22 protein-coding genes are annotated in these 20,336 nt (G+C 63.2%); 15 read left to right on the top strand and 7 right to left on the bottom strand.

Annotation, left to right across the window (positions count from 1 at the left end):
- Positions 1-116 precede the first annotated feature (116 nt).
- The 3 genes from FHY06_RS25190 to FHY06_RS25180 all read left to right on the top strand — a co-directional run bounded on the left by FHY06_RS25190 (position 117) and on the right by FHY06_RS25180 (position 2,670).
- Positions 117-1,100, top strand: coding sequence for an N-carbamoyl-D-amino-acid hydrolase (locus FHY06_RS25190; RefSeq protein ID WP_184606676.1), 984 nt, complete (start codon positions 117-119; stop codon positions 1,098-1,100).
- Complete coding sequence (locus FHY06_RS25185; RefSeq protein WP_260310654.1) at positions 1,100-2,167, top strand: threonine ammonia-lyase; 1,068 nt, start codon at positions 1,100-1,102, stop codon at positions 2,165-2,167. The genes FHY06_RS25190 and FHY06_RS25185 overlap by 1 nt, the downstream gene beginning before the upstream one ends.
- An 89-nt stretch (positions 2,168-2,256) precedes the next feature.
- Entirely contained in the window at positions 2,257-2,670 is a 414-nt protein-coding gene (locus FHY06_RS25180; protein ID WP_026346859.1) for a VOC family protein, read from the top strand.
- Positions 2,671-2,803: 133 nt separating this feature from the next.
- On the opposite strand, the gene FHY06_RS25175 is transcribed toward FHY06_RS25180, so the two are convergent.
- Positions 2,804-4,552 (bottom strand): gluzincin family metallopeptidase, encoded by a 1,749-nt coding sequence (locus tag FHY06_RS25175; RefSeq protein ID WP_184606675.1) that lies wholly within the window; start codon positions 4,550-4,552, stop codon positions 2,804-2,806.
- A gap of 245 nt (positions 4,553-4,797) precedes the next feature.
- Positions 4,798-4,980, bottom strand: a complete 183-nt coding sequence (locus tag FHY06_RS25170) for a hypothetical protein (RefSeq protein ID WP_184606674.1) — start codon at positions 4,978-4,980, stop codon at positions 4,798-4,800.
- 65 nt (positions 4,981-5,045) lie between these two features.
- Here FHY06_RS25170 and FHY06_RS25165 point away from each other — a divergent pair, with 65 nt between their 5' ends.
- From FHY06_RS25165 to FHY06_RS25150, 4 genes are all read left to right on the top strand, one after another.
- Positions 5,046-6,437: a sensor histidine kinase gene (locus FHY06_RS25165; RefSeq protein ID WP_260310653.1), complete on the top strand. Its 1,392-nt coding sequence runs from the start codon at positions 5,046-5,048 to the stop codon at positions 6,435-6,437.
- Complete coding sequence (locus tag FHY06_RS25160) at positions 6,422-7,768, top strand: sigma-54-dependent transcriptional regulator (protein WP_184606672.1); 1,347 nt, start codon at positions 6,422-6,424, stop codon at positions 7,766-7,768. Before FHY06_RS25165 ends, FHY06_RS25160 begins: the two co-directional genes overlap by 16 nt.
- A gap of 287 nt (positions 7,769-8,055) precedes the next feature.
- Complete coding sequence (locus FHY06_RS25155; protein ID WP_260310652.1) at positions 8,056-8,220, top strand: hypothetical protein; 165 nt, start codon at positions 8,056-8,058, stop codon at positions 8,218-8,220.
- Between the two features lie 73 nt (positions 8,221-8,293).
- Positions 8,294-9,859, top strand: a complete 1,566-nt coding sequence (locus FHY06_RS25150) for a hypothetical protein (RefSeq protein ID WP_184606671.1) — start codon at positions 8,294-8,296, stop codon at positions 9,857-9,859.
- Positions 9,860-9,932: 73 nt separating this feature from the next.
- On the opposite strand, the gene FHY06_RS25145 is transcribed toward FHY06_RS25150, so the two are convergent.
- Both FHY06_RS25145 and FHY06_RS25140 read right to left on the bottom strand, forming a co-directional pair.
- Complete coding sequence (locus FHY06_RS25145; protein WP_184606670.1) at positions 9,933-11,027, bottom strand: NmrA family NAD(P)-binding protein; 1,095 nt, start codon at positions 11,025-11,027, stop codon at positions 9,933-9,935.
- An 84-nt stretch (positions 11,028-11,111) separates the two neighbouring features.
- Complete coding sequence (locus tag FHY06_RS25140) at positions 11,112-11,972, bottom strand: DUF8737 domain-containing protein (RefSeq protein WP_184606669.1); 861 nt, start codon at positions 11,970-11,972, stop codon at positions 11,112-11,114.
- A 164-nt stretch (positions 11,973-12,136) separates the two neighbouring features.
- Between FHY06_RS25140 and FHY06_RS25135 the strand changes: the two genes are divergently transcribed.
- Positions 12,137-12,799 carry a winged helix-turn-helix transcriptional regulator gene (locus tag FHY06_RS25135; RefSeq protein WP_311733728.1) on the top strand — a complete coding sequence of 221 codons (663 nt, stop codon included), beginning with the start codon at positions 12,137-12,139 and terminating at the stop codon, positions 12,797-12,799.
- A gap of 98 nt (positions 12,800-12,897) precedes the next feature.
- Here the strand turns inward: FHY06_RS25135 and FHY06_RS25130 are convergent, their stop codons facing one another.
- Positions 12,898-13,632 carry an SDR family NAD(P)-dependent oxidoreductase gene (locus FHY06_RS25130; RefSeq protein WP_020723444.1) on the bottom strand — a complete coding sequence of 245 codons (735 nt, stop codon included), beginning with the start codon at positions 13,630-13,632 and terminating at the stop codon, positions 12,898-12,900.
- 65 nt (positions 13,633-13,697) lie between these two features.
- Positions 13,698-14,246 (bottom strand): TetR/AcrR family transcriptional regulator, encoded by a 549-nt coding sequence (locus FHY06_RS25125; protein ID WP_260310651.1) that lies wholly within the window; start codon positions 14,244-14,246, stop codon positions 13,698-13,700.
- Positions 14,247-14,355: 109 nt separating this feature from the next.
- Here FHY06_RS25125 and FHY06_RS25120 point away from each other — a divergent pair, with 109 nt between their 5' ends.
- Positions 14,356-14,904, top strand: a complete 549-nt coding sequence (locus tag FHY06_RS25120) for a hypothetical protein (protein WP_184606667.1) — start codon at positions 14,356-14,358, stop codon at positions 14,902-14,904.
- Positions 14,905-15,066: 162 nt separating this feature from the next.
- Here the strand turns inward: FHY06_RS25120 and FHY06_RS25115 are convergent, their stop codons facing one another.
- On the bottom strand, positions 15,067-15,441 hold the full coding sequence (locus FHY06_RS25115) for a hypothetical protein (protein ID WP_184606666.1): 375 nt from the start codon (positions 15,439-15,441) through the stop codon (positions 15,067-15,069).
- 462 nt (positions 15,442-15,903) lie between these two features.
- Between FHY06_RS25115 and FHY06_RS25110 the strand changes: the two genes are divergently transcribed.
- The 6 genes from FHY06_RS25110 (at position 15,904) to FHY06_RS25085 (ending at position 20,159) form a co-directional block, all read left to right on the top strand.
- The gene (locus FHY06_RS25110; protein WP_184606665.1) at positions 15,904-16,251 is read left to right on the top strand and encodes a hypothetical protein; all 348 of its coding nucleotides are present in this window, start codon (positions 15,904-15,906) and stop codon (positions 16,249-16,251) included.
- A 451-nt stretch (positions 16,252-16,702) separates the two neighbouring features.
- A complete protein-coding gene (locus FHY06_RS25105; RefSeq protein ID WP_184606664.1) occupies positions 16,703-17,017 on the top strand; it encodes a hypothetical protein in 315 nt (104 codons plus the stop codon).
- Positions 17,018-17,088: 71 nt separating this feature from the next.
- On the top strand, positions 17,089-17,493 hold the full coding sequence (locus FHY06_RS25100) for a hypothetical protein (protein ID WP_184606663.1): 405 nt from the start codon (positions 17,089-17,091) through the stop codon (positions 17,491-17,493).
- Positions 17,494-18,093: 600 nt separating this feature from the next.
- Positions 18,094-18,717, top strand: a complete 624-nt coding sequence (locus FHY06_RS25095; protein WP_184606662.1) for a DUF2625 domain-containing protein — start codon at positions 18,094-18,096, stop codon at positions 18,715-18,717.
- A gap of 358 nt (positions 18,718-19,075) precedes the next feature.
- Positions 19,076-19,501: a hypothetical protein gene (locus tag FHY06_RS25090; protein WP_184606661.1), complete on the top strand. Its 426-nt coding sequence runs from the start codon at positions 19,076-19,078 to the stop codon at positions 19,499-19,501.
- A gap of 94 nt (positions 19,502-19,595) precedes the next feature.
- The gene (locus FHY06_RS25085; RefSeq protein ID WP_221404377.1) at positions 19,596-20,159 is read left to right on the top strand and encodes an imm11 family protein; all 564 of its coding nucleotides are present in this window, start codon (positions 19,596-19,598) and stop codon (positions 20,157-20,159) included.
- Positions 20,160-20,336: the final 177 nt, after the last annotated feature.

Below are 20,336 nucleotides of genomic sequence, written 5' to 3'. Positions count from 1 at the left end.
CAATCGACTCGAATCTTTCACCTGGGAGGGGCTGCCTCCGACCGCAGGTCGCAGTCCCGTGTCTGCCGTACATCGGCGCTCGCATTGCTTGTGCATTTATTCCTTAGCCATCAGCCATGAAACGTCTCATCACCGTCGCCGCCGCCCAGCTGGGCCCCATCCAACGTGCCGAAGGGCGCGACGTCGTCGTCGCGCGCATGGTCCGCCTGCTCGAACGCGCCCACCAGCGCGGCGCCAACGTGGTCGTCTTTCCCGAACTCGCCCTGACCACCTTCTTTCCGCGCTGGTACGTCGAGAACCTGGACGAAGCCGACGGCTGGTACGAAGAGACCCTGCCCTCGCCCGCGACCCAGCCGCTGTTCGACGCCATCCGGCGCTATGGCCTGACCTGCTACCTCGGCTATGCCGAGATCGCCCACGAGCCGGACGAGCAAGGCGTGCTGCGCAAGCGCCGGTTCAACACCTCGGTGGTGATCGCTCCCTCTGGCGAGATCGTGCTCAAGTACCGCAAGGTCCATCTGCCGGGCCACAAGGAGTTCTCCACGATCCGCAAGGTGCAGCACCTGGAGAAGCGCTACTTCGAAGTGGGCAACCTGGGGTTCCCGGTGGTGCGCGCACCGGTGGCCGGCGTGGACGTGAACATGGGCATGCTGATCTGCAACGACCGCCGCTGGCCCGAGTCGTGGCGCGAGCTGGGCCTGCAGCAGGTCGAGCTGGTCATGCTCGGCTACAACACGCCGGCCGTGAACCAGGAGAACCGGGGCTTCGAGGCGCCCTACCAGCGCCAGTTCCATTCGCAGCTCTCCATCCAGGCCGGCTGCTACCAGAACGCCACCTTCGGCGTGGGCGTGGCCAAGGCCGGCAACGAGGACGGCTGCGAATTGCTGGGCCACTCCGTGATCGTCAACCCGCAAGGCGAAGTCATGGCCCTGGCCTCCACCTGGGACGACGAGCTGATCGTCGCCGACTGCAACCTGGAGATGTGCGAGCTGGGCCGCAACACCATCTTCAACTTCGCGCAGCATCGCCGGCTGGAGGCCTACACCCGCATCACGAGCCAGACCGGCAGCGTCGCGCCTTCCGTCTGGAACCCCGCCTGATGGAAGCCGCCGTCGTGAACGCCGAACCCGAAGCCCGCAGCGCCGCGCTGCTGCCCGACACCATCGCGCACGAGATGCTCGGAACCCTCAGGGTGCCGCGCTTCGCGGACGTGCAGCGGGCCGCGCAAGCCATCGCCCCGCATGTTCGCCGCACGCCGCTGCTGCGCTGGCCCGCGCTGGATACACGCGCGGGCGGTCCGGTGTGGCTCAAGCTGGAGAACCTCCAGCTCACCGGCTCCTTCAAGCTGCGCGGCGCCTTCAATGCGCTTCTGAACCTGGATCCGGCGCAGCGCCGCCGCGGCGTCGTGGCCTATTCGACCGGCAACCACGGCCAGGCGATCGCCTGGGCTGCCGCTCAGCTCGACATTCCCGCGACCATCGTGATGCCCGTGGATGCACCCCGCAACAAGGTCGCGAAGGCGGTGGCGCAGGGCGCGCGCGTCGTCCACTACGACCGCCGCCACGAAAGCCGCGAAGCCATCGGCATGCAGCTGCTCGCCGAGACGGGCGCAACGCTGGTGCCTCCGGGCGACCATCCTGACGTGCTGGCCGCGCAGGGCACGGTGGCCCTCGAGGCGCTCGAGGACCTGCCGGCGGGCGAGCGCGAGAACCTCGGAGTCTTCGCCGCGCCCTGCGGCGGCGGCGGCCTGATGGCGGGCTGCAATCTGGTGCTGGATGCGCTCAGCCCCGGTGCGCAGCGGGTGGCGGTGGAGCCGGCCGGCTACGACGACACGGTGCGCTCGCTGCGCAGCGGACGGCGTGAAAGCAACGACCCCGCTGCGCGCACGCTGTGCGATGCGCTGCAGGCCGCGACCCCGGCCGAGCTTCCCTTCGCGATCAACCAGCCGCTGCTCAGCAGCGCGCTCGCGGTCACCGACGCGCAGGTCGGCCAAGCCATGCGCTTCGCGCTCGAAGAGCTGCGCATCGTGGCGGAGCCCGGCGGCAGCGTGGCCCTGGCCGCGTTGCTGGCCGGCTGCCTGCAGCTGGACGGGCGCAGCGCCGTGATCGTGGTGTCGGGCGGCAACGTGGATCTGCCGCTGCTCCAGTCCGTGCTCGCCGGGCATTGAGCGGGCTGCCGCACGGCACGTCGATGCCGGCGGCCCCCCAGCCGCTTCCATCAACCCTTTTCCTTCTTCGCATGAACTCCACGCTTTCACTGCCCTCCGCCTTCCATCTGGCGTTCAACGTCACGGACCTCGACCAGGCGCGCGCCTTCTACGGCGGCGTGCTCGGCTGCTCCGAAGGGCGCAGCACCGACACCTGGGTCGATTTCGATTTCTTCGGCCACCAGATCTCGCTGCACCTTGGAACGCCGTTCGCCACGGCCGATACGGGCCATGTCGGCGCGCACATGGTGCCGATGCCGCACTTCGGTGCCATCCTGCTGCTGCCCGCCTGGAAGGCGCTGGCCGAGCGGCTGAGCGCCGCGGGCACGGCCTTCGTGCTGCCCCCGCAGGTTCGATTCGAAGGCGAGCCTGGCGAACAATGGACGATGTTCTTCCGCGATCCTTTCGGCAATCCGATCGAGATCAAGGGTTTCCGATCGGTGGAGGCGATCTATGCGGCGTGACTCCCGTCACGTCTGCACCTGACTCGGCCGCGAAAGCGCAGCGGCGGCTGCCTGTCGCAACTGCGCAGTGCATCCGGTACAAGAAGGTGAGGCATCGATCACGGCCGAGGAACGACGGCAGGCTGAGGCCACCTCAGTGCCTGTGGCGCTCGGTCCCGGCATGGCGCATCGCGGCGTTGAACGACAGCCGCAGCCGCCCTCGGACGACCGTGGCGGAGATGCGGAAGCCCCCGCCATCCGGCACGCCGGGGTCCTGCACGCCTTCGGTGATGCCGATGCTGCCGTCATGCACCAGGTGTGCGATGTAGTCCTGAAGTTCTCTGCGCCGCCTGGGAGTCGCGGGAACCAGCGACGAATGCAGGAAGTTGCCGTTGCTGTCGAAGACCAGCGTCCCGCCGCAGTGCATGTTCACCCGGGTTCCATTTAAGGGGCCGAAGCCCGGGCCCCTGAGTTCGACGTCCTCTGTCCAGGTGAACTCGATGATGCGTTCGCGCGGCGGCCGGAAACCTCCGGCCGTGCTCTTGCGCGTCGCGTACACGGCGACGATGCGCAGGTTCGCCTCGTGCGGCACGCCGAACATGCCGCGGTACCGGTCCACGAAGCGGTAGGCGTCGCCCGGGGTCGCGGTGATCGCTTCGATATCGCCCGCAGCGCGCAGCGCGTAGGTCACCTGCGAGTTGAAGCCCTCCACTTCGGGGGCCGGCACCAGGCCGCGAACGGCAAACGACCGCTGCAGCGCGGCCCGGATGCCGTAGCTGTCGACGGGGTACGCGACCTCGTGCGCGCGAAGCAGCGCACGGGCGTACTCGTCATAGCGCAGGTCCACGGGTGGGCAGTAGTCCAGGGCACGCAGCATGACGTTCGCGGTCTGCCCGGCCGCCCGGATCACGGCGCGCATGCAGTGCTGCTGGTTGCGCACGACCGCACGTCGCGGCACTTTCGACTCCCGGGCGATGCTCCCCAGGATCTCGTCCAGGTTCTTGACGTAGAGGAACTGCAGCAGCTCGTAGTAGACGCCGGTCAGCACCTCCGACCAGTCGTGCGGCTCGTAGCGGCCGGCCATCTGGCTCATCGTCCGCCTGCGCCAGGCGCCGCGCAGGTAGTCGTGGTCGGCAAGGCCGTGGACGGCCGCTCCGAACTCGGAGGCGATCGCCGAGACGATGTTCCTCGCTGCCAGCCGCGCGGGCGCATCGGCCGTCAGTCGCAGCGCGATCTCCCGCGTCCTCAGGCTGGCCATCATCGCGATGGCGTCGCCGAAGTACTCGTGGAAGCCGGCGGTCTGGGGGGAGGTCACCTCGTTGTAGCCGGGCTTCAGGCCGTCCAGCACCGCATGTCCCAGCTCGTGCGCGACGATGTCGCGCGACAGGCAGGTGTAGACCGGCTCGCCCGAGGGCCCTTGGAAATAGAAGAAGTGCAACGCCCCGCTCGACCGATCGTAGAAGGCGTTCTCGTCGTAGCCGGCATGCGGGATCACCAGCAGCCGCCCCAGGCCCGAGGCCCAGGGGATGGGGCGCGCCAGCGCCTGTGCATCCTCCAGCCAGCTCAGCGTCTGCTCGACGATGGCCCAGACATTGACCTGGTGGAAGGTGAAATCGTCGAGGCTCCTCTCGTTCGGTCGAATCCTCGCGATGCCGGCATAGCCCGTGCGGTCCTTGAGCAGCTTCGCGGGCTCGAAGAGCACATCGAGCTCGGCGTTGTAGTCGACCACGCAGACCCGTGCGCTGGAGGGCCCGTCGCCCGCCGTCGCGGCTTCGATGTCCACATCGACCGGCCACAGGTTGTCCCGGCGCGCGACCAGCGGATCCTTGGGCAGCATCTTGACCCGCACCGACCCCTTGGCCGGCGGGCGCGTCTTCGCGGTGGAGGTTCTGGCAGTCGCCATGGCCTGTCCCTTCACGGCAGTGTGGCAAGCAAGCGGCCGTTGCGCCATTGCACCGGGGCAACGGCGCGCCGAACGCACCTGCGGCCATGCTACTGCAGCGAGGAACGACCCCGAGAAACAGTACCTCACCATGAGCGTCGCGCTGCGCGACGCCTTGCAGGTGGTCTGGCTGTGGGCATTGAACATGCCGTCGTACTTCCTGTTCGTCGACGAGCTCCGCATTCGACGTGACTTCGCTGCAGCCTTCAGGCATTGGGAATTGCCGCTCCCGCATCGCCGCTCTTCTTCGGTTGGCGGCGCGTGCTGCGCAGAGCCAGGAGAGAAGCCCCCAGGGCATACTCGGGCTGCGCCGCGGCGGCCTCGGGGCCATCCTGTCGAGCGCTTTCACCAGAAAACGTGTCCACGCGTTCCAGGGCGAATGAAGTCATTACGCAGTCAACTTGTCTTTTTCTGGGTCCTGCTGTTCAGCGTGTGTGCGGCGCTGGCGGTTGTGATGCTCACGCTCTACCGCGCAAGCGCCGGGGCGCAGATCGATGCGGGGCGCACGGCCACGGAGCAGTCATGCCGCGCGATCGCCGCGCGCTATGCCAAGGCCGCGACCGACGCATCCGAGCCGAAGATCGACCTCCTGCAGGTCGTGCTCCAGCTGGTGCTGACCGAGGTGCCGCACGTCGAGGGCGGCGTGTGGCAGGCCGGCGCGAGAGCGAACTCGGGGCTGCTCGCCTATGCGTACCCCACATATGAAGGCAGCGGCGTCAAGCGCGACGTGCCCGCGGCCGAACAGCCCCTCATCGTCGAGCTCTCGCAGCTCGCCGCCCGCGCCCAGGCGCCGCAGACCGACGTGGTGCGCGGCAGCCGCGAGGCATTGATCGTCTCGGCCTGCCCGCTGGCCTCGGCGTCCAAGGACCTTGCGGCCTGGACCATGACACGCACCAACGGCGGCGCCCTGGCCGCCCTGGGCAGCCTGCGCGTAGGGCTGGGCGTCCTGCTCGCGGCGGTGCTCGCCTCGGGGCTGTGGCTGGGCTTCATCCTGTTTCGCGGGCTGCGCCACGTGCAGCGGCTCGAGACGCGGCTCACGCAGGCGGATGCCAGCGACGGCGCGATGCCCGAGCTGCCGCGCACCGGCGTGCGCGAGCTCGACCGCATCGTCGACGGTTTCAACCACTACCGCACGCGCTTCGACGAAGCCCGCGTGCGCCTGCGGGAGGCCGCACAGCAGCGCAGCCGCGACCAGCGCCTGGCCGCCCTCGGGCGCATGACCGGCGGCATCGCGCATGAGATCCGCAACCCGATCGCCACGATGCGGCTGAAGGCCGAGAACGCCCTGGCAGCCGCACCCGAGAAGCAGGCCGATGCGCTGCGCATGATCGTCGGGCAGATCGATCGGCTGGAGGGACTGGTCCAGAGCCTGCTCGCACTGGTGCAGCCCGTGACCCTGGCACCGGTGCAGGTGGACCTGCATCGCTGGCTGGAAGAGCGCACGGCAGCCATCGGCGACAAGGCCGCCGCGGCAGGCGTACAGCTCGTGCTGCAGCATGAAGGCCCCGCCAAGGCCGTGTTCGATCCCGTCCACCTGGCGCGCGCGGTCGACAACCTGCTCGACAACGCCGTGCGCCATGCGCCGCGCGGCGGGCACGTCACGCTGTCGGCCTCGACGAACGAGACGCAGATGCTCTGCATCCGCGTCGACGACGACGGCGCCGGCGTGCCGGAATCACTGCAGGCCAACCTCTTCGAGCCCTTCGCCACGGGACGCGCCGACGGCACCGGCCTGGGCCTGGCCCTCGCGCGCGAAGTGGCTCTCGCGCACGGCGGCGACCTGCGCCATCGGGCGCTCGAACCCGGCACGCGATTCGAACTGGAGCTTCCATGGCGCGCCTCCTGATCATCGACGACGACGACGCATTCCGCGACACGCTGGCCGAGACGCTGCAGGGCCTGGGCCATGAGGCCACCGAAATCGCGAGCGGCGCCGAGGCGCTCGAGGCGATGGCGCACACGCGCTTCGACGCGGTCTTCCTCGACCACCGCATGCCCGGCATGGACGGCCTGCAGACGCTCGAAGCCATGCGCGCCCGCCTCGCGCGCGTGCCGCCGGTGATCGTGCTCACGGCCTTCGCGAGCGCGGGCAACACCATCGAGGCGATGCGCCTCGGCGCCTTCGACCACCTGGCCAAGCCGATCAGCCGCGAGGCGGTGCGCGAGGTGCTCGACCGCGCGCTGCAGCAGCAGCCCGGCGCGGCCGGCACCGCGGCGGTGGCGGACGCGGACGACGACTTCATCGGTGCCAGCCAGGCGATGCGCGAGGTGCAGAAGCGCATCGGCCTCGCATCGGCAAACGCGATGCCCGTGCTGGTGCTCGGCGAGACGGGGACCGGCAAGGAGATGGTGGCGCGCGCGCTGCACCGGCATTCGGACCGCGCGGACAAGCCGTTCGTGGCGATCAACTGCGCGGCCATTCCGAAGGAGCTCCTGGAGAGCGAACTCTTCGGCCACGTGCGCGGTGCGTTCACCGGCGCCACCGGCGAGCGCGCGGGGTGCTTCCGCGCGGCCGATGGCGGCGTGCTGCTGCTCGACGAGATCGGCGACATGGCGCTGGCCGTGCAGGCCAAGATCCTGCGCGTGCTGCAGGAGGGCGAGGTCACGCCGCTGGGCAGCCACAAGACCGTGAAGGTCGATGTGCGCGTGGTCGCGGCCACGCACCGCGACCTGGCCCTCGCGGTGCGCGAGAGCAGCTTTCGCGAAGATTTGATGTACCGGCTCGACGTGCTGTCGATCCGGCTACCCCCACTGCGCGAGCGGCTCGCCGACGTCATTCCGCTGGCCGAGCATTTCCTGCGCCGCGCGGCCGCGCCCGATGCGCCCAAGGCCCTGTCCGCCGAGGCCGCGCAGTCGCTGCTGCGCCAGCCCTGGCCGGGCAACGTGCGCGAGTTGCGCAATGTGATGGAGCGCTGCCAGGCGCTGGTGCGGCACCGTGTGATCGGCAGCGCCGACCTGGACCTGGTGCTCGGCCAGGCACGTCCGACGCAGGGCGCGCAGACCCTGCCGGCCGACTGGCTGGAAGGCGACCTGCCGAGCACAGTCGAACGGCTCGAGCGGCTGCTGATCGAGAACGCGCTCGCCCAGGCGCAGGGCAATCGCGCCGAAGCGGCGCGGCGCCTCGGCATCCACCGCCAGCTGCTATACCGGAAGCTGACGCAGTACGGCATCGAGTAGGTATCGGCGGGAGACCGCGGCGAACACCGTCAAATGGGCCGAACGATCGTGTGTCTGCAATAGAAGCTGCTGGCTCGTCGGCAAGGGGTTGCCGTGCCTCCATTCGGCTGCTTTACCGCGCCACCTCAAGAAATCGCTCTTCAAGCCTTCGCCGTCGAGCCCCTCGCCTATTTGTTCCGCGTTTTGTTCCCAGTCCTTGTTCGGCTAGAGCCGCTAGCGAGGTCAGCGAGGTCGACCCGCGCTACGGAGGCTTTCTCAACACCGACCTTGCCGAGTACGTGCTGCCCGTGGCTGCAGACATCGGCCGCATTCAGGTCGACTTCGTCGGCAAGCCCGACACACGCTTCAACGCGCCGGGCGCCAAAGGACTGGGTAAGGTGGCGATGGCGGGCGTGGCACCGGCCATCGCAAACGCTGTTCAGACCTTCTTCAATCGAGTTCTCGGCTCTTAAGAAATGCGCGCCACTGCCGATAAGGAAGATTGCCTGCAGCCACGGGCTGCTTCTCTTTTGAATGGAATCCAGAGTGAACGTCACCCCGAGCGCATCCGGCCTTTATGCAGCGCCCGCCGCTGTAAGCGTTTCGCGAGCCACGCCGCTGTCGACGCTCGCGAAGACTTCGTCAGCGCAGATGACACCGGAGTCCGCTGTGTTGGTCAGCCTGAGTCGAGCACCCACCCCGGCTGACATTCAGACCTACACAATCTTCGGATCCACGACAACCGCTTGGTCGCGGCCCACCGACGACGCCGTTTCGTCCTTGATGGCCGGCAACTTCGGCCTGCCCTCTCTCACGGCGCGTTTCAGCGGCCTGGGCGCGGCAATGCTGAAGCGCTTCGAGACCGATGTCGACGACTTCTCGCAATCGGTGACGTTTGCGACACCAGGTGCGTCCGCCGTAGCGCCGGCTGACCTGCTGGCCGCAGCCGACAATCAGATCAATTTGTCGATCAAGACTGCCGGCGGTGCCACGGTCGAGCTGAGCCTGGCCAGCCAGGCCGACGGCATGGCGGTACAGGTAGCGGTTTCCGGCGGCGAGCTCAATGAGTCCGAGCGCAAGGCTCTCGCAAACCTCTCGGGCGCGTTCCAGGATGCCATCGACGGCTTGAATGCCCTGCCCCCAAAGCTCGCCCTCGAAGGCTTGACCAATTTCAATACCAAAGAGCTGCTGTCCATTGATTTCAAGGCGAGCTTGAAGACTGATGGCAAGGGCGCGATACAGGCAGTGGATTTTCATGCCGACTCGAGAACGCGCGGCCTGAGCGCCTCCGGACCTTCCGGCACGGTGAAGGTCGACGTCGACTTATCGCAGCCGGCCATCCTCGGCAGTGCCCCGCAGCAAGCGCGAGCGATCGCACGGTATTTGCAGCAAGTGGACATGGCAGGCAGCCGCGGCCGGGGTGACGCTGCCCTGGTCTCGATGTTCAAGGATGCGTTCTCGCAACTGAACAGCAACTACGGCGAGAAGACTGCGCTGCCGGGCCACGAGGCGCCGACAGCGATTTCGCTCAATGCTGGCGACCATGGCTTGCTCAGTGGCCTGGCCGACTTCAATGCATCGATGACGCAGGTGCCGGATGCATCGAACCCGATGCGCCCGGACGAGGTCGATACCTTCAGGTACACGCTGTCGCAGAAGACAAGCGTGTCGGGCAAGGACCCGCGCAACCGGACCATCCATCAAGACCAGCAAGCCGAACTGGATGCAAGCTTTCACCGGGCGCTGTCGCCGGGCGCTCAACTCCTGCTCACGGCAGCGAAGGAATCCCAGTTCTACGAGTTCGTGCAGATCAACGACCAAGCCAATGCTTCGACCGACATCTCCTACAAAGACGGTACGCGCACCCGTGCATCAGTCGGTCAGAGCGCTCGCCAGTCGACGCACGTGCAGCGCTACCTCATGGCCAAACTGGAGTCCGACACAGTGCAGCCGGAAGAAGGCATGCGTGTGAATGACCTGCGCCTTCTGCTGTCGATCATCGACAGGGCAGAGATGTCAGACGACCCCGACGACGCACGCCAACGCGATCAGGCACTTGAGGCTGCTGCCGCGATGGCGGGGTTGCCCGATGGACCGGCCATGCTGCGGTAGGACACCATTCACCTCGAACCTTGCCCCGAAACAGAAAAGGCGTCTTGAAGTGCATGGCGCACGATGCTAGCGCCTAGAGCCGGCCCTTGCGGCGATCTTCGCTCAGCTTGAGGATCGGCGGCCGCTTGGCCTGATTTTCAGGCTGCACCCTGTCCCACAGGGTTCCATGGCCAAGTGCTTGGCCCAGTTGGTCTTCACGTCGGAGCCACTCCTCGACCGTCCTGATGCGGTTCGGATGGATCTCGTCGAGAAGTGCGTAGTCGCGTTGAACGATCTCGTGCTTCCAGATGTTCCAGAAGCCGGTGAAGTTATCGCGGAAACTCATCGTGCTCTTGTCTTGCGGGTCTGCGTTGTACCCAGCCGGAAGTCCAGCGGCCATCCTGAGCGGACCGCTCCAATAGTCCTCGAGGGAGGTATCGATATAGCGCGCGCGATGCCCTGTGACCCGCTCGAAGGCGGCTGCCAGTTCGTGGTAGTCGACCTGCTCGATGGCGACCTCGAGATTCATGCCGTTGGCGCGCCCCGGATTGTCGAAGAGCCATCGGGCGTAGTAGCCGCAGTCGCCGAGCGCGACATGAGGGACGCGCCCTCCCCCAAGCGGGACGCGCCAGGTAACGACCCCATCCTCGACCGACGGGGTCATCGGCGTCATGGCCGAAAGAGCCATCTCCATGTAGGGCCCGGTCGTAAACACCGCCGCGCCCATGCGGTCGGAGTTGGCCTCGTTCTGGAACAGAATCCATTCGCCGATGCGGCCCTTGCCGTCATAGTGCCCGGTACGGAACTTGGAGTCATAGCCCGCCTTCTTCAGAGCGTAGTCGAGATTGCCGTAGACGAAGAACCTGACACCTTCCTCGATCGCGATCTCATAGGCGCGGATCGCCCAGTACATCTCGGTCTTCTCGCCGGTATTGAAGCCGTCGATGTTGATGTAGGCGCCGTCGCACCCTCGGAAGCCGGCTCGCAGCGTGTCCTCATCCGCAAAGGTGCCTTCGACAATCTCCACGTTGCCAAGCTCGGCGAGAGCTTGCGCCCGGCGCGAGCCGCGATCGCGCGTGAGGGCTCGGACAAAGTATTTCCCGTCCGCGACCAGCGTCTTGATCACCGGCAACCCTTGAGCGCCAGTGCCGCCGACGACGAAGATCCTGGAGGTGGAGTAAGAGGTCATGAATATCTCCTTGTCTGGTGCCGTGGCCCGCGGTTGGTGCTGAGCGTTTGTCGGGCGGCAGGCGAAAGTGTTGGATGGCCCCGTTCAGCTGCCCTGGAAGAGGCGCACTCGCCCTTCAGCCTGGGCGGTCGTTCGTCGCGAGCGCCTGCGCAACTGGCGAAGCGAAAGGGCATGCAGGACGAGCGAGGTCGGAACGGTGAAGGCCGGAATGATTGCGGTCGGATAGCTGCCGGTCAGCAGATTCGGATGGTCGAACGCAAGGTGCTGCAGCGGCCCGGGCGACGTGAGCGCCCCCAGCATGACCGCAAGAACCAGATCCGAGATGCCGATGAAATTCCACACCAGCGCGGACCTCCCGCTGCCAGGACGCCCGTTCGCCAGCATGATGGCCGTCGGCAGCGGCAACAGGCCTGTGATCACGTCCCCTGTGCCGGCGGGGACGGCGAATATGCCCGGCGTGTTCCCGACCCACCAGTTGATGAGGAACACGCCACCGATTACCCGGTAGACCTGAAACCCTACGAGCCAATTCACCGGCATGGCGTCGAGCAGGACGCCGATGCGCTTCGATCGCGTGACCAGAAAGATGACGACGACCGTCGGCACGACGATCATCAACGCGAGCAAGGGAATGGGGATGGCGCCCGGCAGGAGCAGGCCGTTGGCGACGATCGCCCAGGCCGCGCCGTGCCAAAGGGTCAACGGGATGGAGATCGCAAGCCAGGTCGTCCGCCGCTGCGAAACCGTCAACGACGTTCGGGACAGGCCGAGCCAGGCGCCAGCGAGTGTGGCGATGTGAACAGCCAGGAGCGCGACGATGACCGACACCTCGGACTGCTGGCCGCCCGGGACTGTGACAGGGGCAGCCAGCCAGATGGCCGTCATAACAGCCGTGCCGCCAAGCGCGAGCACGGGGCCGATCATGGAGTTGTTCGACGCCAACATGAAACTCTCTTCATTGGACCCAATTCGATGATCTGCTGCAGCGGTCAGCGCCGGATGCTCGCCATCAGGCCCTGAGGCCCTGAACATGCGAGCCTTTCTCGTCCGGTGCGACAGTCACTCTTATAATAAGAGTTAATTGGATTTTTTGCAAAGGAGTATTGGCAGTGCTCTCGCTCGATCACCCAGGCAGGCTGATCGGCCAAGCGCTGCGGCGGCAATGCTTCAGCGCTGCCGACACCAGCGCCTCTTCTTATGAGAGCATCGCCAGCAAGGCAGTAGACGTCGGAAGGAGCGAGATGCGCTCGAAGGGTTTTGATGGGATGGTGTGCTCGATCGCTGGCGTGATGGCCGCGATCGGAGACCGCTGGGGTCTAGTCATCCTGCGGGATATGGTCTGTGGCCTCCGCCGCTACGAGGACTTTCGCAAGTCCTCCGGCGTCACGAATGCAACGCTGAGCGATCGTCTGAAGCACCTCGAAGCCAATGGCCTCATTGAGCGAAGGCGCTACCAGGCAAACCCAGAGCGCTGTGAATATCTGCTGACCCAGAAAGGCTGGCAGATGGCGCCCATGATGCCCGTGCTCGCCCAGATCGGCGACCGCTTGGGAGTGTCCGGCGCGGGCGCGCCTCCGATGACTTTCGTGAATCGAAAGACCGGTGCGGAGGTTCGGTTGAGTTTCATCGATCAAGAAACCGGGGATGTGGTCAGCACAGCCGACCTTGAGATCAACCCCGGCCCCGGCGCCGATGATCTCGTTCGTTGGCGTCTATCTCATGCCCGCCGCCGCGACAGGCCCTCGGACGAAACGCCCTCGAAAGAGTCTTGAGTTCGATCCTTTAGCGCAGACGCAGTGGCAGGCGACAGTCGGCCACGAGTGGCCGCTCGCGTCGCCGCCAAGCATACTCGCCACCCTGCCTTTGGCAACTACAGCGTGAAGCCGCCGTCGATGGTGAGGCTGGCTCCGGTCATATATCCTGCCTCGTCGCCGGCCAAGTAGGAGATAAGTGCTCCGACCTCATGGGGTTGGCCAACACGCCTGAGCGGGCTCAACGGCTTCAACGCCTCGATCATGCTGGCCGTCAGGTCGGTTTCAATCGGGCCAGGCTGGATGTTATTGACCGTGATTCCACGCGGAGCTAGGTCCAGCGCCGCTCCCTTCACAAGCCCGGCCACGGCGGTCTTGGTCAACTGGTAGACACTCGCCCCTGGAATGCCGGTGCGGACAGCCACGTTGCTGCCAATGGTGATGACACGAGCGCCATCCACGAGGTGCGGAAGAGCCGCCTGGATGGACAGGAAGACAGCGCGCACGTTGATGCTGAGCATCTCGTCCAGGTCGCGCAAGGAAACGTCACCGATGGTGCCCGCCCTATAGATGCCAGCGTTGACGACGACCACCTTGATGAGGCCGAACTTTTCGACTGCCTGCCGTACGGCCTCGATGATGGCGTCGGCGCTGGCGCTGTCCGCCTGGATGGCATGCGCTCGTCCTCCGGCTGCAGCGACTTCCTGCACCAGTGCCTGCGCGCTGTCCGGGCGCGATACGAACGTGAAAGCGACCGGGTAACCATCGGCCGCGAGGCGCCTCACCGCTGCAGCACCGATGCCCCTCGCACCACCAAACACCAGAGCTGCACCCCTTGTCGAATCTGACATCATTTCTCCTTTTTGGACAGTTCAGTCCATAACTAAGCAAAAAAAACTGCCTCATGGCAGAGCCCAACTCAGCCGACCCCAAGTAGGTCAACTGCGAAATCAGCCATCGCGTGCATGCTCTGCACATTGGCGCCTGCGCGGGCTGCCACTTGCAGCCCGGTCATGGTAAGGATGACAAAGGCGGCCGCACGCTCCGCATCAAGGTGTGGCGCTATGTCGCCAGCGCTCTGACCTTCGCGGACCTTGGCCACGAGGCGCTCTCCCAAGAGAGCTCTCGAATTTGCGGACATGCCGGAAAGCTCCGGGTCGGTAATACCGAACTCGCCCGTCGCACCAACGCCGAAGCATCCCATCGCGCGCACCCGGTCATCCTCGACGGCCAAGCCTTTCAACATCGCCCGAATACCTTCGCGAGCCGACGATTGCTCATTGAGCCTTCGCAGATGCGTTTCCACGCTCTTGGCCTGGTACTTCGCCAACACTTCCAGATACAGCTGCCGCTTGTCCCCAAAGGCGTTGTACATGCTTTGACGACCTATTCCCATCGCGTTGCGCAAGTCGTCAGTCGACGTGCCAGCATAGCCACGGTCCCAGAAAACCTGGGTGGCCTTCTCCAATGCTTCGTCCCGGTCGAATTCCCGTGGTCTTACCATGCCGTCATGCTATGCGTTATGGATAGATCTGTCAATAACTAGGCTTGCTGACCAGAACGACAAGCTGCACGTCATGAACATGCGGGCAACCTTTGTCACTGCCGAAGATGTCGGCGACCGGCGCAACGCTGATCGCTTTGTATTGGGCGGCTCCTCCGACTCAACAGCATCCGCCGTTGCGGCTGTTGGGATCAGCCTTGGGTCAGAGGCCAATTGGCGAGTTGACTTGCTCCCAGTCGTTGGGCATTCCTGTTTTCAGGATGTACGCCGCGTTGGCGAACTGATCTACATTGGCTATGGCGAGCAAGTCGCCGTGTTCTCGCCCAGGACAGGCGACTTGGCATCGCACTCGCTCGATGGCTACTTTGGCCGCCTATTCACTTCGAGCGATACTGAGTCATTGGAACTTGGTTCATCAGTCTTGGTTGCCTCAGCCACAGAGTTGTTGCGCTTCGACGGAACCGGCCAGCTCCTGTGGAGGAAGTCCGGGCTTGGAGTCGATGGCGTCATCGTGCAGAGAATTCAAGATGGTCAGATTTTTGGCAATGCCGAATGGGACCCACCAGGTGGATGGGAGCCGTTTCGACTGCTTCTGGATTCCGGTGAGGCATGCCGGAGCTGAGGCTCCGCCGCTTTGCCGGCCTTGGTCCTGTTCGCGTCATCTACAGCTCTCGGCCAGATGCAGTCGCTCTTCAGCAGAGTTCAGTTCTTTGATTCAACAAAGGGGCGTGAAAAATGCAGACTCCGAAGAGTCAGTCGATGTGGGGAAGACTTATCAAACGCCTCAAACTGGCGCTTCTTCGGAGTGGGGCGAAGACTGACTGAGCCCGGCCAGAGTCAGACCTTCGCCATGACGCCAGAAAATTACCCAGTAGTTGGCAGCTTCAAGAACGAAACCGCTTTCGCTATGACGCTGTATCTTGAGATGGTCCCTGAAGAGGTAATCCTTGAGGCTGGCGATGAGGTGGAACTGCTTGCGCAACCTACTGACAACCTGCTGCCTCTCGACGTAGTACCCGTGGAGAGCGGGCTTCACATACACGCACACAAAGAGTGCGACCCGGATTGGCATGTCAGATTCAGGGGCAGAGTTATCAAGGTCGGCAATCCAACCCGTCTTTCTGATTACCGCTGAAGCCAACATCTGAGATGCTTGCATCTAGACTGCCAGGCGACCGGCCAATGTCGGCCACGACCTGTCATTCAATACCGCCCCTCAAGATGGACATCAAACGGATCCAGCGCTCGGTCTTCTACCGCTATCAGCATGTGACCGGGCCAACGTGCGTCTTGGTCTCCGTTAGGTTTGGCAAGGCGCCGCCGAGTGGCCCCGCGTTGATTCGGTTACTCGCGATGGACAGGACGGAGGCGAAGGTCCAGTTTGACCTGTCGAATCATGTGTCCGAGATACTTGCTGGGGTGGCTCGGGCAAACGCTGAGCTTGGAAGTCGCCTTGAAGTTGAGGCGATTGAGGTCGTCCCAGACGACTATCCCGGAAAGGGACAGGCTGAGCGCGCCGCCTGTCAAATTGCCATGGCCGTGGGTCGAGGCGACGTATAGCCGCAGCCGGGCACAAGCTGCCGCTTGGCTTGGTCTGCTTCGCATAGGCTAGCCTACATAAATGAGCAAATCTGATCCCGATGCAGTTTCCTATTCGTTCGTCGTGCGGGGCATTCACGATGATGTCTTTGACATATTTTCTAAGCGCTTCCCTCGATTCACCGGCGGTGTCGCAGTGAGGGAGCCGCGAATGGTCTATCACCGCGTCGAGTGTGCAGTCGGCGACATCAGCGGTGCTCTGACCTGGATCCGAGAGACGCTGTCGGGGAAATACACAGCACTGGAACTGCACATCAATATCTATACGCCGCGCAGCTGGGCAAACCTAGATGTGCCGTCCGAGGTCGTTGATGCGGCTAACGAGCACGGGATACCTCTTCGAGTCATGTTCGCTTCACCGGCCGCCTAAGGTAGACCCCGCAAACAACGCGCATCGACTGTCCGCCTTGCGTCGATAAGGCCAACCTTACGCAGGACTGCAACGGGTCCGCTCGCAACGGAAGCCCCACCAGCTACAGTCGGCCAAGAGCCGACACTCGTAGCTCTTTTAGACTTCGCGCGATAGCGGACATCGAGCGGCCCGCCTGCCCCCATGCTTTGCCCAAGATGTGAACAAGGCGAGATTGCCGCAATGGCAATTAGACGCAGCGGCGCTGGGCTGTTCGTTTGCGAGGAGTGCGAGGCTACTTGGTTCGTCGAGTCCGAGATTGGTACGAAGCCCTTAGTGGACCTCGGTACCCATCTGCGAAGCTTGGGACTCGCACCAACCTGGGATGAGCTTGACGCGCGAGCTCCATAGGCTCGACTCGGCTACAACCGGACCTTCGACAATCACCTCCGACACGAGAAAATGACGCCCCATGAAAGCTATTGCCGTTGAGATATCCCAAGTTGTTGATGACAGCGGATATCCACCCTTCGTGGAATGCCTCTTGATCGATGCGATGGGGCAGAGACACCGTTTTGTGGAGAAGGAGCCCGTCGTGAGCGCGACTGAAGTTGACGTCGAGTCGCTTCCAGCACCTGGCGTTATTGCTTGTGAAGTTGAGTCGCAGTGGCTGGATTCGAGCGGTCGCTCAGTCGTCCGTGTTGCGACGACGCGGCCCTGGGGAGTCGAGTCCACCGAAGGTAGCAGTAGTTTTGTTGTGCTTGCTGAGCAGCTACGAGAGATTTGAGCGTCGGACAGGATTCGGCCAACACCGGATATTCCCTATGGGCTTCCAATCATTCATGATTGAGGCTGGAAATGCCGCAAGGAGCACTACATGAACGCGAAGGCATTGTTCAAGATCGTCCTGGCTTGCGTTTGCACGCTATGCAAATAGAAGCATCAAACAAGACCGCCGCAGCTGCCGGCGCATGGACGTCCTTCGGCCTGTTGCCGTTCGAGGACTGGCTCGCGCAAAACCATATCGAATCGGTTCTTGCCTACAACCTCTTGTGGGCATCCGCAGCGATGGTGTTCTTCATACTACCCGCCTATTTCTTCGTATTGGGCCGCAGTAGTGAGCCCTTCAGTCGAACATGGCTTATCAACCCTGCAGATCGCGCGCGATACCTGGTCATCGCGAAACGCTTATTCGTGTGGTTCATTTCCGCCGGCGTAGTTGGTTCGCTCTGGTCCTTGGTGCTATTACTGATGACCAATTAACCCTGCCTCGAGAAGTTTGCGGCGAGACCTGCCACTAGGGCACACACGGCGCACGACGTAGGGCCAGAGGCGGTCCATTGGGAAAACCATTGAGTCGAGCCTTGGAGCTTCAAAAACATGACTGAAATAGCTGTTTTCTCGGTGTGGGCCAAGATTCGCGCAGACGCTATGGGAGAGTTTCGGAGGTGGATGGCCACCCGGACCGGATGGAGGGAAGTCGACGTTCATCGACTGTTTGGCACAGCAGTAGATGCTGGTCAGCTGGTCGAACTATTCCAATCCCTGGGATGGGAGGACGCGCACGTTGAGCTTGGCAGACTGCCGGCATTCGTCGAAGCCGGCACCGAGAAACTGACAGTGGCTTCGTTTGCTCCAGGAGAGCAAGCACCATACTGCGCCACTCATTCCCTATACACATGGAACCGAGGATGTCCTGTCTGTGAAAACAACTACATTCATAGAGGTCGAGGCACTGAGTCAGAGCCGTACAACGTGCTTTCATGAGTGACCGCTTCGAAGCATGCAAAGCCATTTAGGGCCCCTTCGCGATGGCTCTGCGACCGGCTACAGTCAGCCAAAACCGGACTTTGAGGAGGAGCCTTGCGTTCTCTAGACGAATTGCTGGACACCCAGGAACCAGCCCTGCCGCTGGTTGAGCATTGGGCGAGAGCAGCCGCCCTCTCGGTTGAAATATTGCCTCCATCTTCCAACCGGGGCGACGTCCTGATCGAACTGCAAGTGACGACTCGATCGGTCCTTGGAGCGCTGGCCTATGGAACCGGTGGCGTTCTGGTGGACGGTGGCTGGCTCAGAATGCTCGGGTCCGGGCATCCCAAGTTGACCCGCAACATCGGGGCATGGAATGCCGGGCGGTCGAACGGCTTCTGCCTTGTAGCCGACGATGCGGTTGGCGGCTTCTTCGCTATCAATGGGGGTGCGCTCGGCGACGATAGAGGCGCTGTGCACTATCTCGCTCCAGACACGCTGACATGGGAAAGTCTTGGGTTCAGTCACTCTGCTTTCACACAATGGGCATTCACGGATCGGTTGCGCACTTTCTACGATGGAATGCGCTGGACCGGCTGGGAGGAAGACGTACGGCGACTGCCAGGAGACCAATGCTTCAACTTCTACCCGTTCTTGAGCACCAAGGAAGGTTCGACACAGACCAGTTCGAGGCGGCCCGTTTCAGTCGCTGAGCAGTACGCGTTCAACACTGTGTGAACAAAGTTTCGGCACTCAAAAACGGCGGTGTTCGGCCAGAACCGGCCGTTCGCTGGGCCAGCACAATGCGGCCAAAAGCTGCCGCTCGGTGACGAGGCAGAATGGGACCAAAGCGGCCCCTTGCCATCGCGGTTTGCACATCACCGGCGTCTACGTCTCAGAATCGAATGCGCTTCTTCCAAGTACTCCTCGTAGTTGCGACAGTGGCGCTCGCAAGCTCTGAAGTTGCGCCGCATTCGTTGCTCTTTCTTTCAATCGGTGCCGGGCTGCTGGCTGGCGTAGCAGGGAGCCGAGTGCTCTTGGCTTCCAAATTCACCAAAACCTAGTGCGGAGGCTGCTGGCCAAAGGCAGGCTCTGAATGAATGCTCAGCACAATCTAGTTGCCTTGAAGGCTATCCATGGAGCCGAACGGACCGCAAAGTTCCTTCTGGTGCTTCACCGCAATTCCGTAGCTATCGGCCGGCTCTACTATTGGCAGAAGAAAATGCTGTCGGCTTTCAGCTTTGCGACCGGCATCAAAATCGAGTCTTTGGAAGACGCACTGCAGGCATTTGGCATCTGTCCGGTTCACGAGGAAGAACTGCAGTCGGAAAGAGTTCCCATCTTCTACGGAACCAGACGTCCTCTTTCTCCTGAAGCTGTGTCGCACGCCGACCAAATCCATCCATTCGTCAATCTTGCCGCGTACGGCCCATGCTGGGCCGAGCAAGCTACGCACAAGACCGTGAGCTTCTGCTCTGCTTGCCGAGAGAGCTACTTGAGTGGCAGCAACGCGACTGAATGATGACAATCGGCCAGAAGCGGCCGGTCGCGGTCAACTCTGATTCGTGCCAGTGGTCGCCTGTACAGCCCCTGCTCGCATACTTTCACTCAAGAAAATGCATTGGATTCTTCACCGTGACGTCTCCGGCAATGTCCCATATCCAGAATGCAGGCTATTGAACTCGCGCGCAGTCCTGAACTTTCCCTTCTGGGGAGGTGTCAGCCTCGCAAATCAGTACCCGAACCTCGAATTCGACGTATCCGACTCATCTGACTCACCTCAGGGTCTCGTTGACTTCATGGGGTCAATTCACATCGATATCGTTTCTCGCAAGCTTGCCGCTGCTCTTCAACTGGTCGGTGCGGAAGTCGAGTTTTTTCCGGTTGCAGTGTCCTACAACGGGAACAAGTTAGACGGGCAGCAATTTTTCGCGCTGAATTCTCTAATGCGCCCGCGAGCGCTCGACCTTAGAAAATCCGACGTTGACCTTGATGAGGCGCTTGGAGACGTTCTTGTTGCTCGAAAGATTGTGCTCGACGAGACAGCAATTGCTAACTTGAACTGGCTCATCGTAGATGAACTCAACAGGATAGCCGTGAGCTCCAAGGTCATCGATGCAATCGGCCTGTCGGGATGTACCGGCTGCGCATTTTCAGAGCCGAGTTCAATCAGCCTTTGAAAAGAGTTAGAGGCACAGCTCATGTACTGACAGACAACGATCGCACGCGACAGTTGGACTTCGTAGCGGCGGCTAACTACAGCTCCCGGCCACAAGCTGCCGCTCGGCGACGAGGCAGAATGCGGCCAATGGCGACCTCCTGAAGGTGGCCGCAATTTGAGCGTGAAACCCCAACCG

It is taken from the genome of Variovorax atrisoli (assembly GCF_014195185.1).
Lineage (GTDB): Bacteria > Pseudomonadota > Gammaproteobacteria > Burkholderiales > Burkholderiaceae_C > Variovorax > Variovorax atrisoli.
This window is presented reverse-complemented; position numbering and strand designations above follow the sequence as displayed.

Coding starts and splice junctions, on each gene's coding strand:
- FHY06_RS25190 (WP_184606676.1), top strand. CDS start 117: ATGAAACGTCTCATCACCGTCGCCGCCGCCCAGCTGGGCCCCATCCAA.
- FHY06_RS25185 (WP_260310654.1), top strand. CDS start 1,100: ATGGAAGCCGCCGTCGTGAACGCCGAACCCGAAGCCCGCAGCGCCGCG.
- FHY06_RS25175 (WP_184606675.1), bottom strand. CDS start 4,552: ATGGCGACTGCCAGAACCTCCACCGCGAAGACGCGCCCGCCGGCCAAG.
- FHY06_RS25170 (WP_184606674.1), bottom strand. CDS start 4,980: ATGACTTCATTCGCCCTGGAACGCGTGGACACGTTTTCTGGTGAAAGC.
- FHY06_RS25165 (WP_260310653.1), top strand. CDS start 5,046: ATGCTCACGCTCTACCGCGCAAGCGCCGGGGCGCAGATCGATGCGGGG.
- FHY06_RS25160 (WP_184606672.1), top strand. CDS start 6,422: ATGGCGCGCCTCCTGATCATCGACGACGACGACGCATTCCGCGACACG.
- FHY06_RS25145 (WP_184606670.1), bottom strand. CDS start 11,027: ATGACCTCTTACTCCACCTCCAGGATCTTCGTCGTCGGCGGCACTGGC.
- FHY06_RS25140 (WP_184606669.1), bottom strand. CDS start 11,972: ATGTTGGCGTCGAACAACTCCATGATCGGCCCCGTGCTCGCGCTTGGC.
- FHY06_RS25130 (WP_020723444.1), bottom strand. CDS start 13,632: ATGATGTCAGATTCGACAAGGGGTGCAGCTCTGGTGTTTGGTGGTGCG.
- FHY06_RS25120 (WP_184606667.1), top strand. CDS start 14,356: ATGAACATGCGGGCAACCTTTGTCACTGCCGAAGATGTCGGCGACCGG.
- FHY06_RS25115 (WP_184606666.1), bottom strand. CDS start 15,441: ATGCAAGCATCTCAGATGTTGGCTTCAGCGGTAATCAGAAAGACGGGT.
- FHY06_RS25110 (WP_184606665.1), top strand. CDS start 15,904: ATGAGCAAATCTGATCCCGATGCAGTTTCCTATTCGTTCGTCGTGCGG.
- FHY06_RS25105 (WP_184606664.1), top strand. CDS start 16,703: ATGAAAGCTATTGCCGTTGAGATATCCCAAGTTGTTGATGACAGCGGA.
- FHY06_RS25100 (WP_184606663.1), top strand. CDS start 17,089: ATGCCGCAAGGAGCACTACATGAACGCGAAGGCATTGTTCAAGATCGT.
- FHY06_RS25090 (WP_184606661.1), top strand. CDS start 19,076: ATGAATGCTCAGCACAATCTAGTTGCCTTGAAGGCTATCCATGGAGCC.
- FHY06_RS25085 (WP_221404377.1), top strand. CDS start 19,596: ATGCATTGGATTCTTCACCGTGACGTCTCCGGCAATGTCCCATATCCA.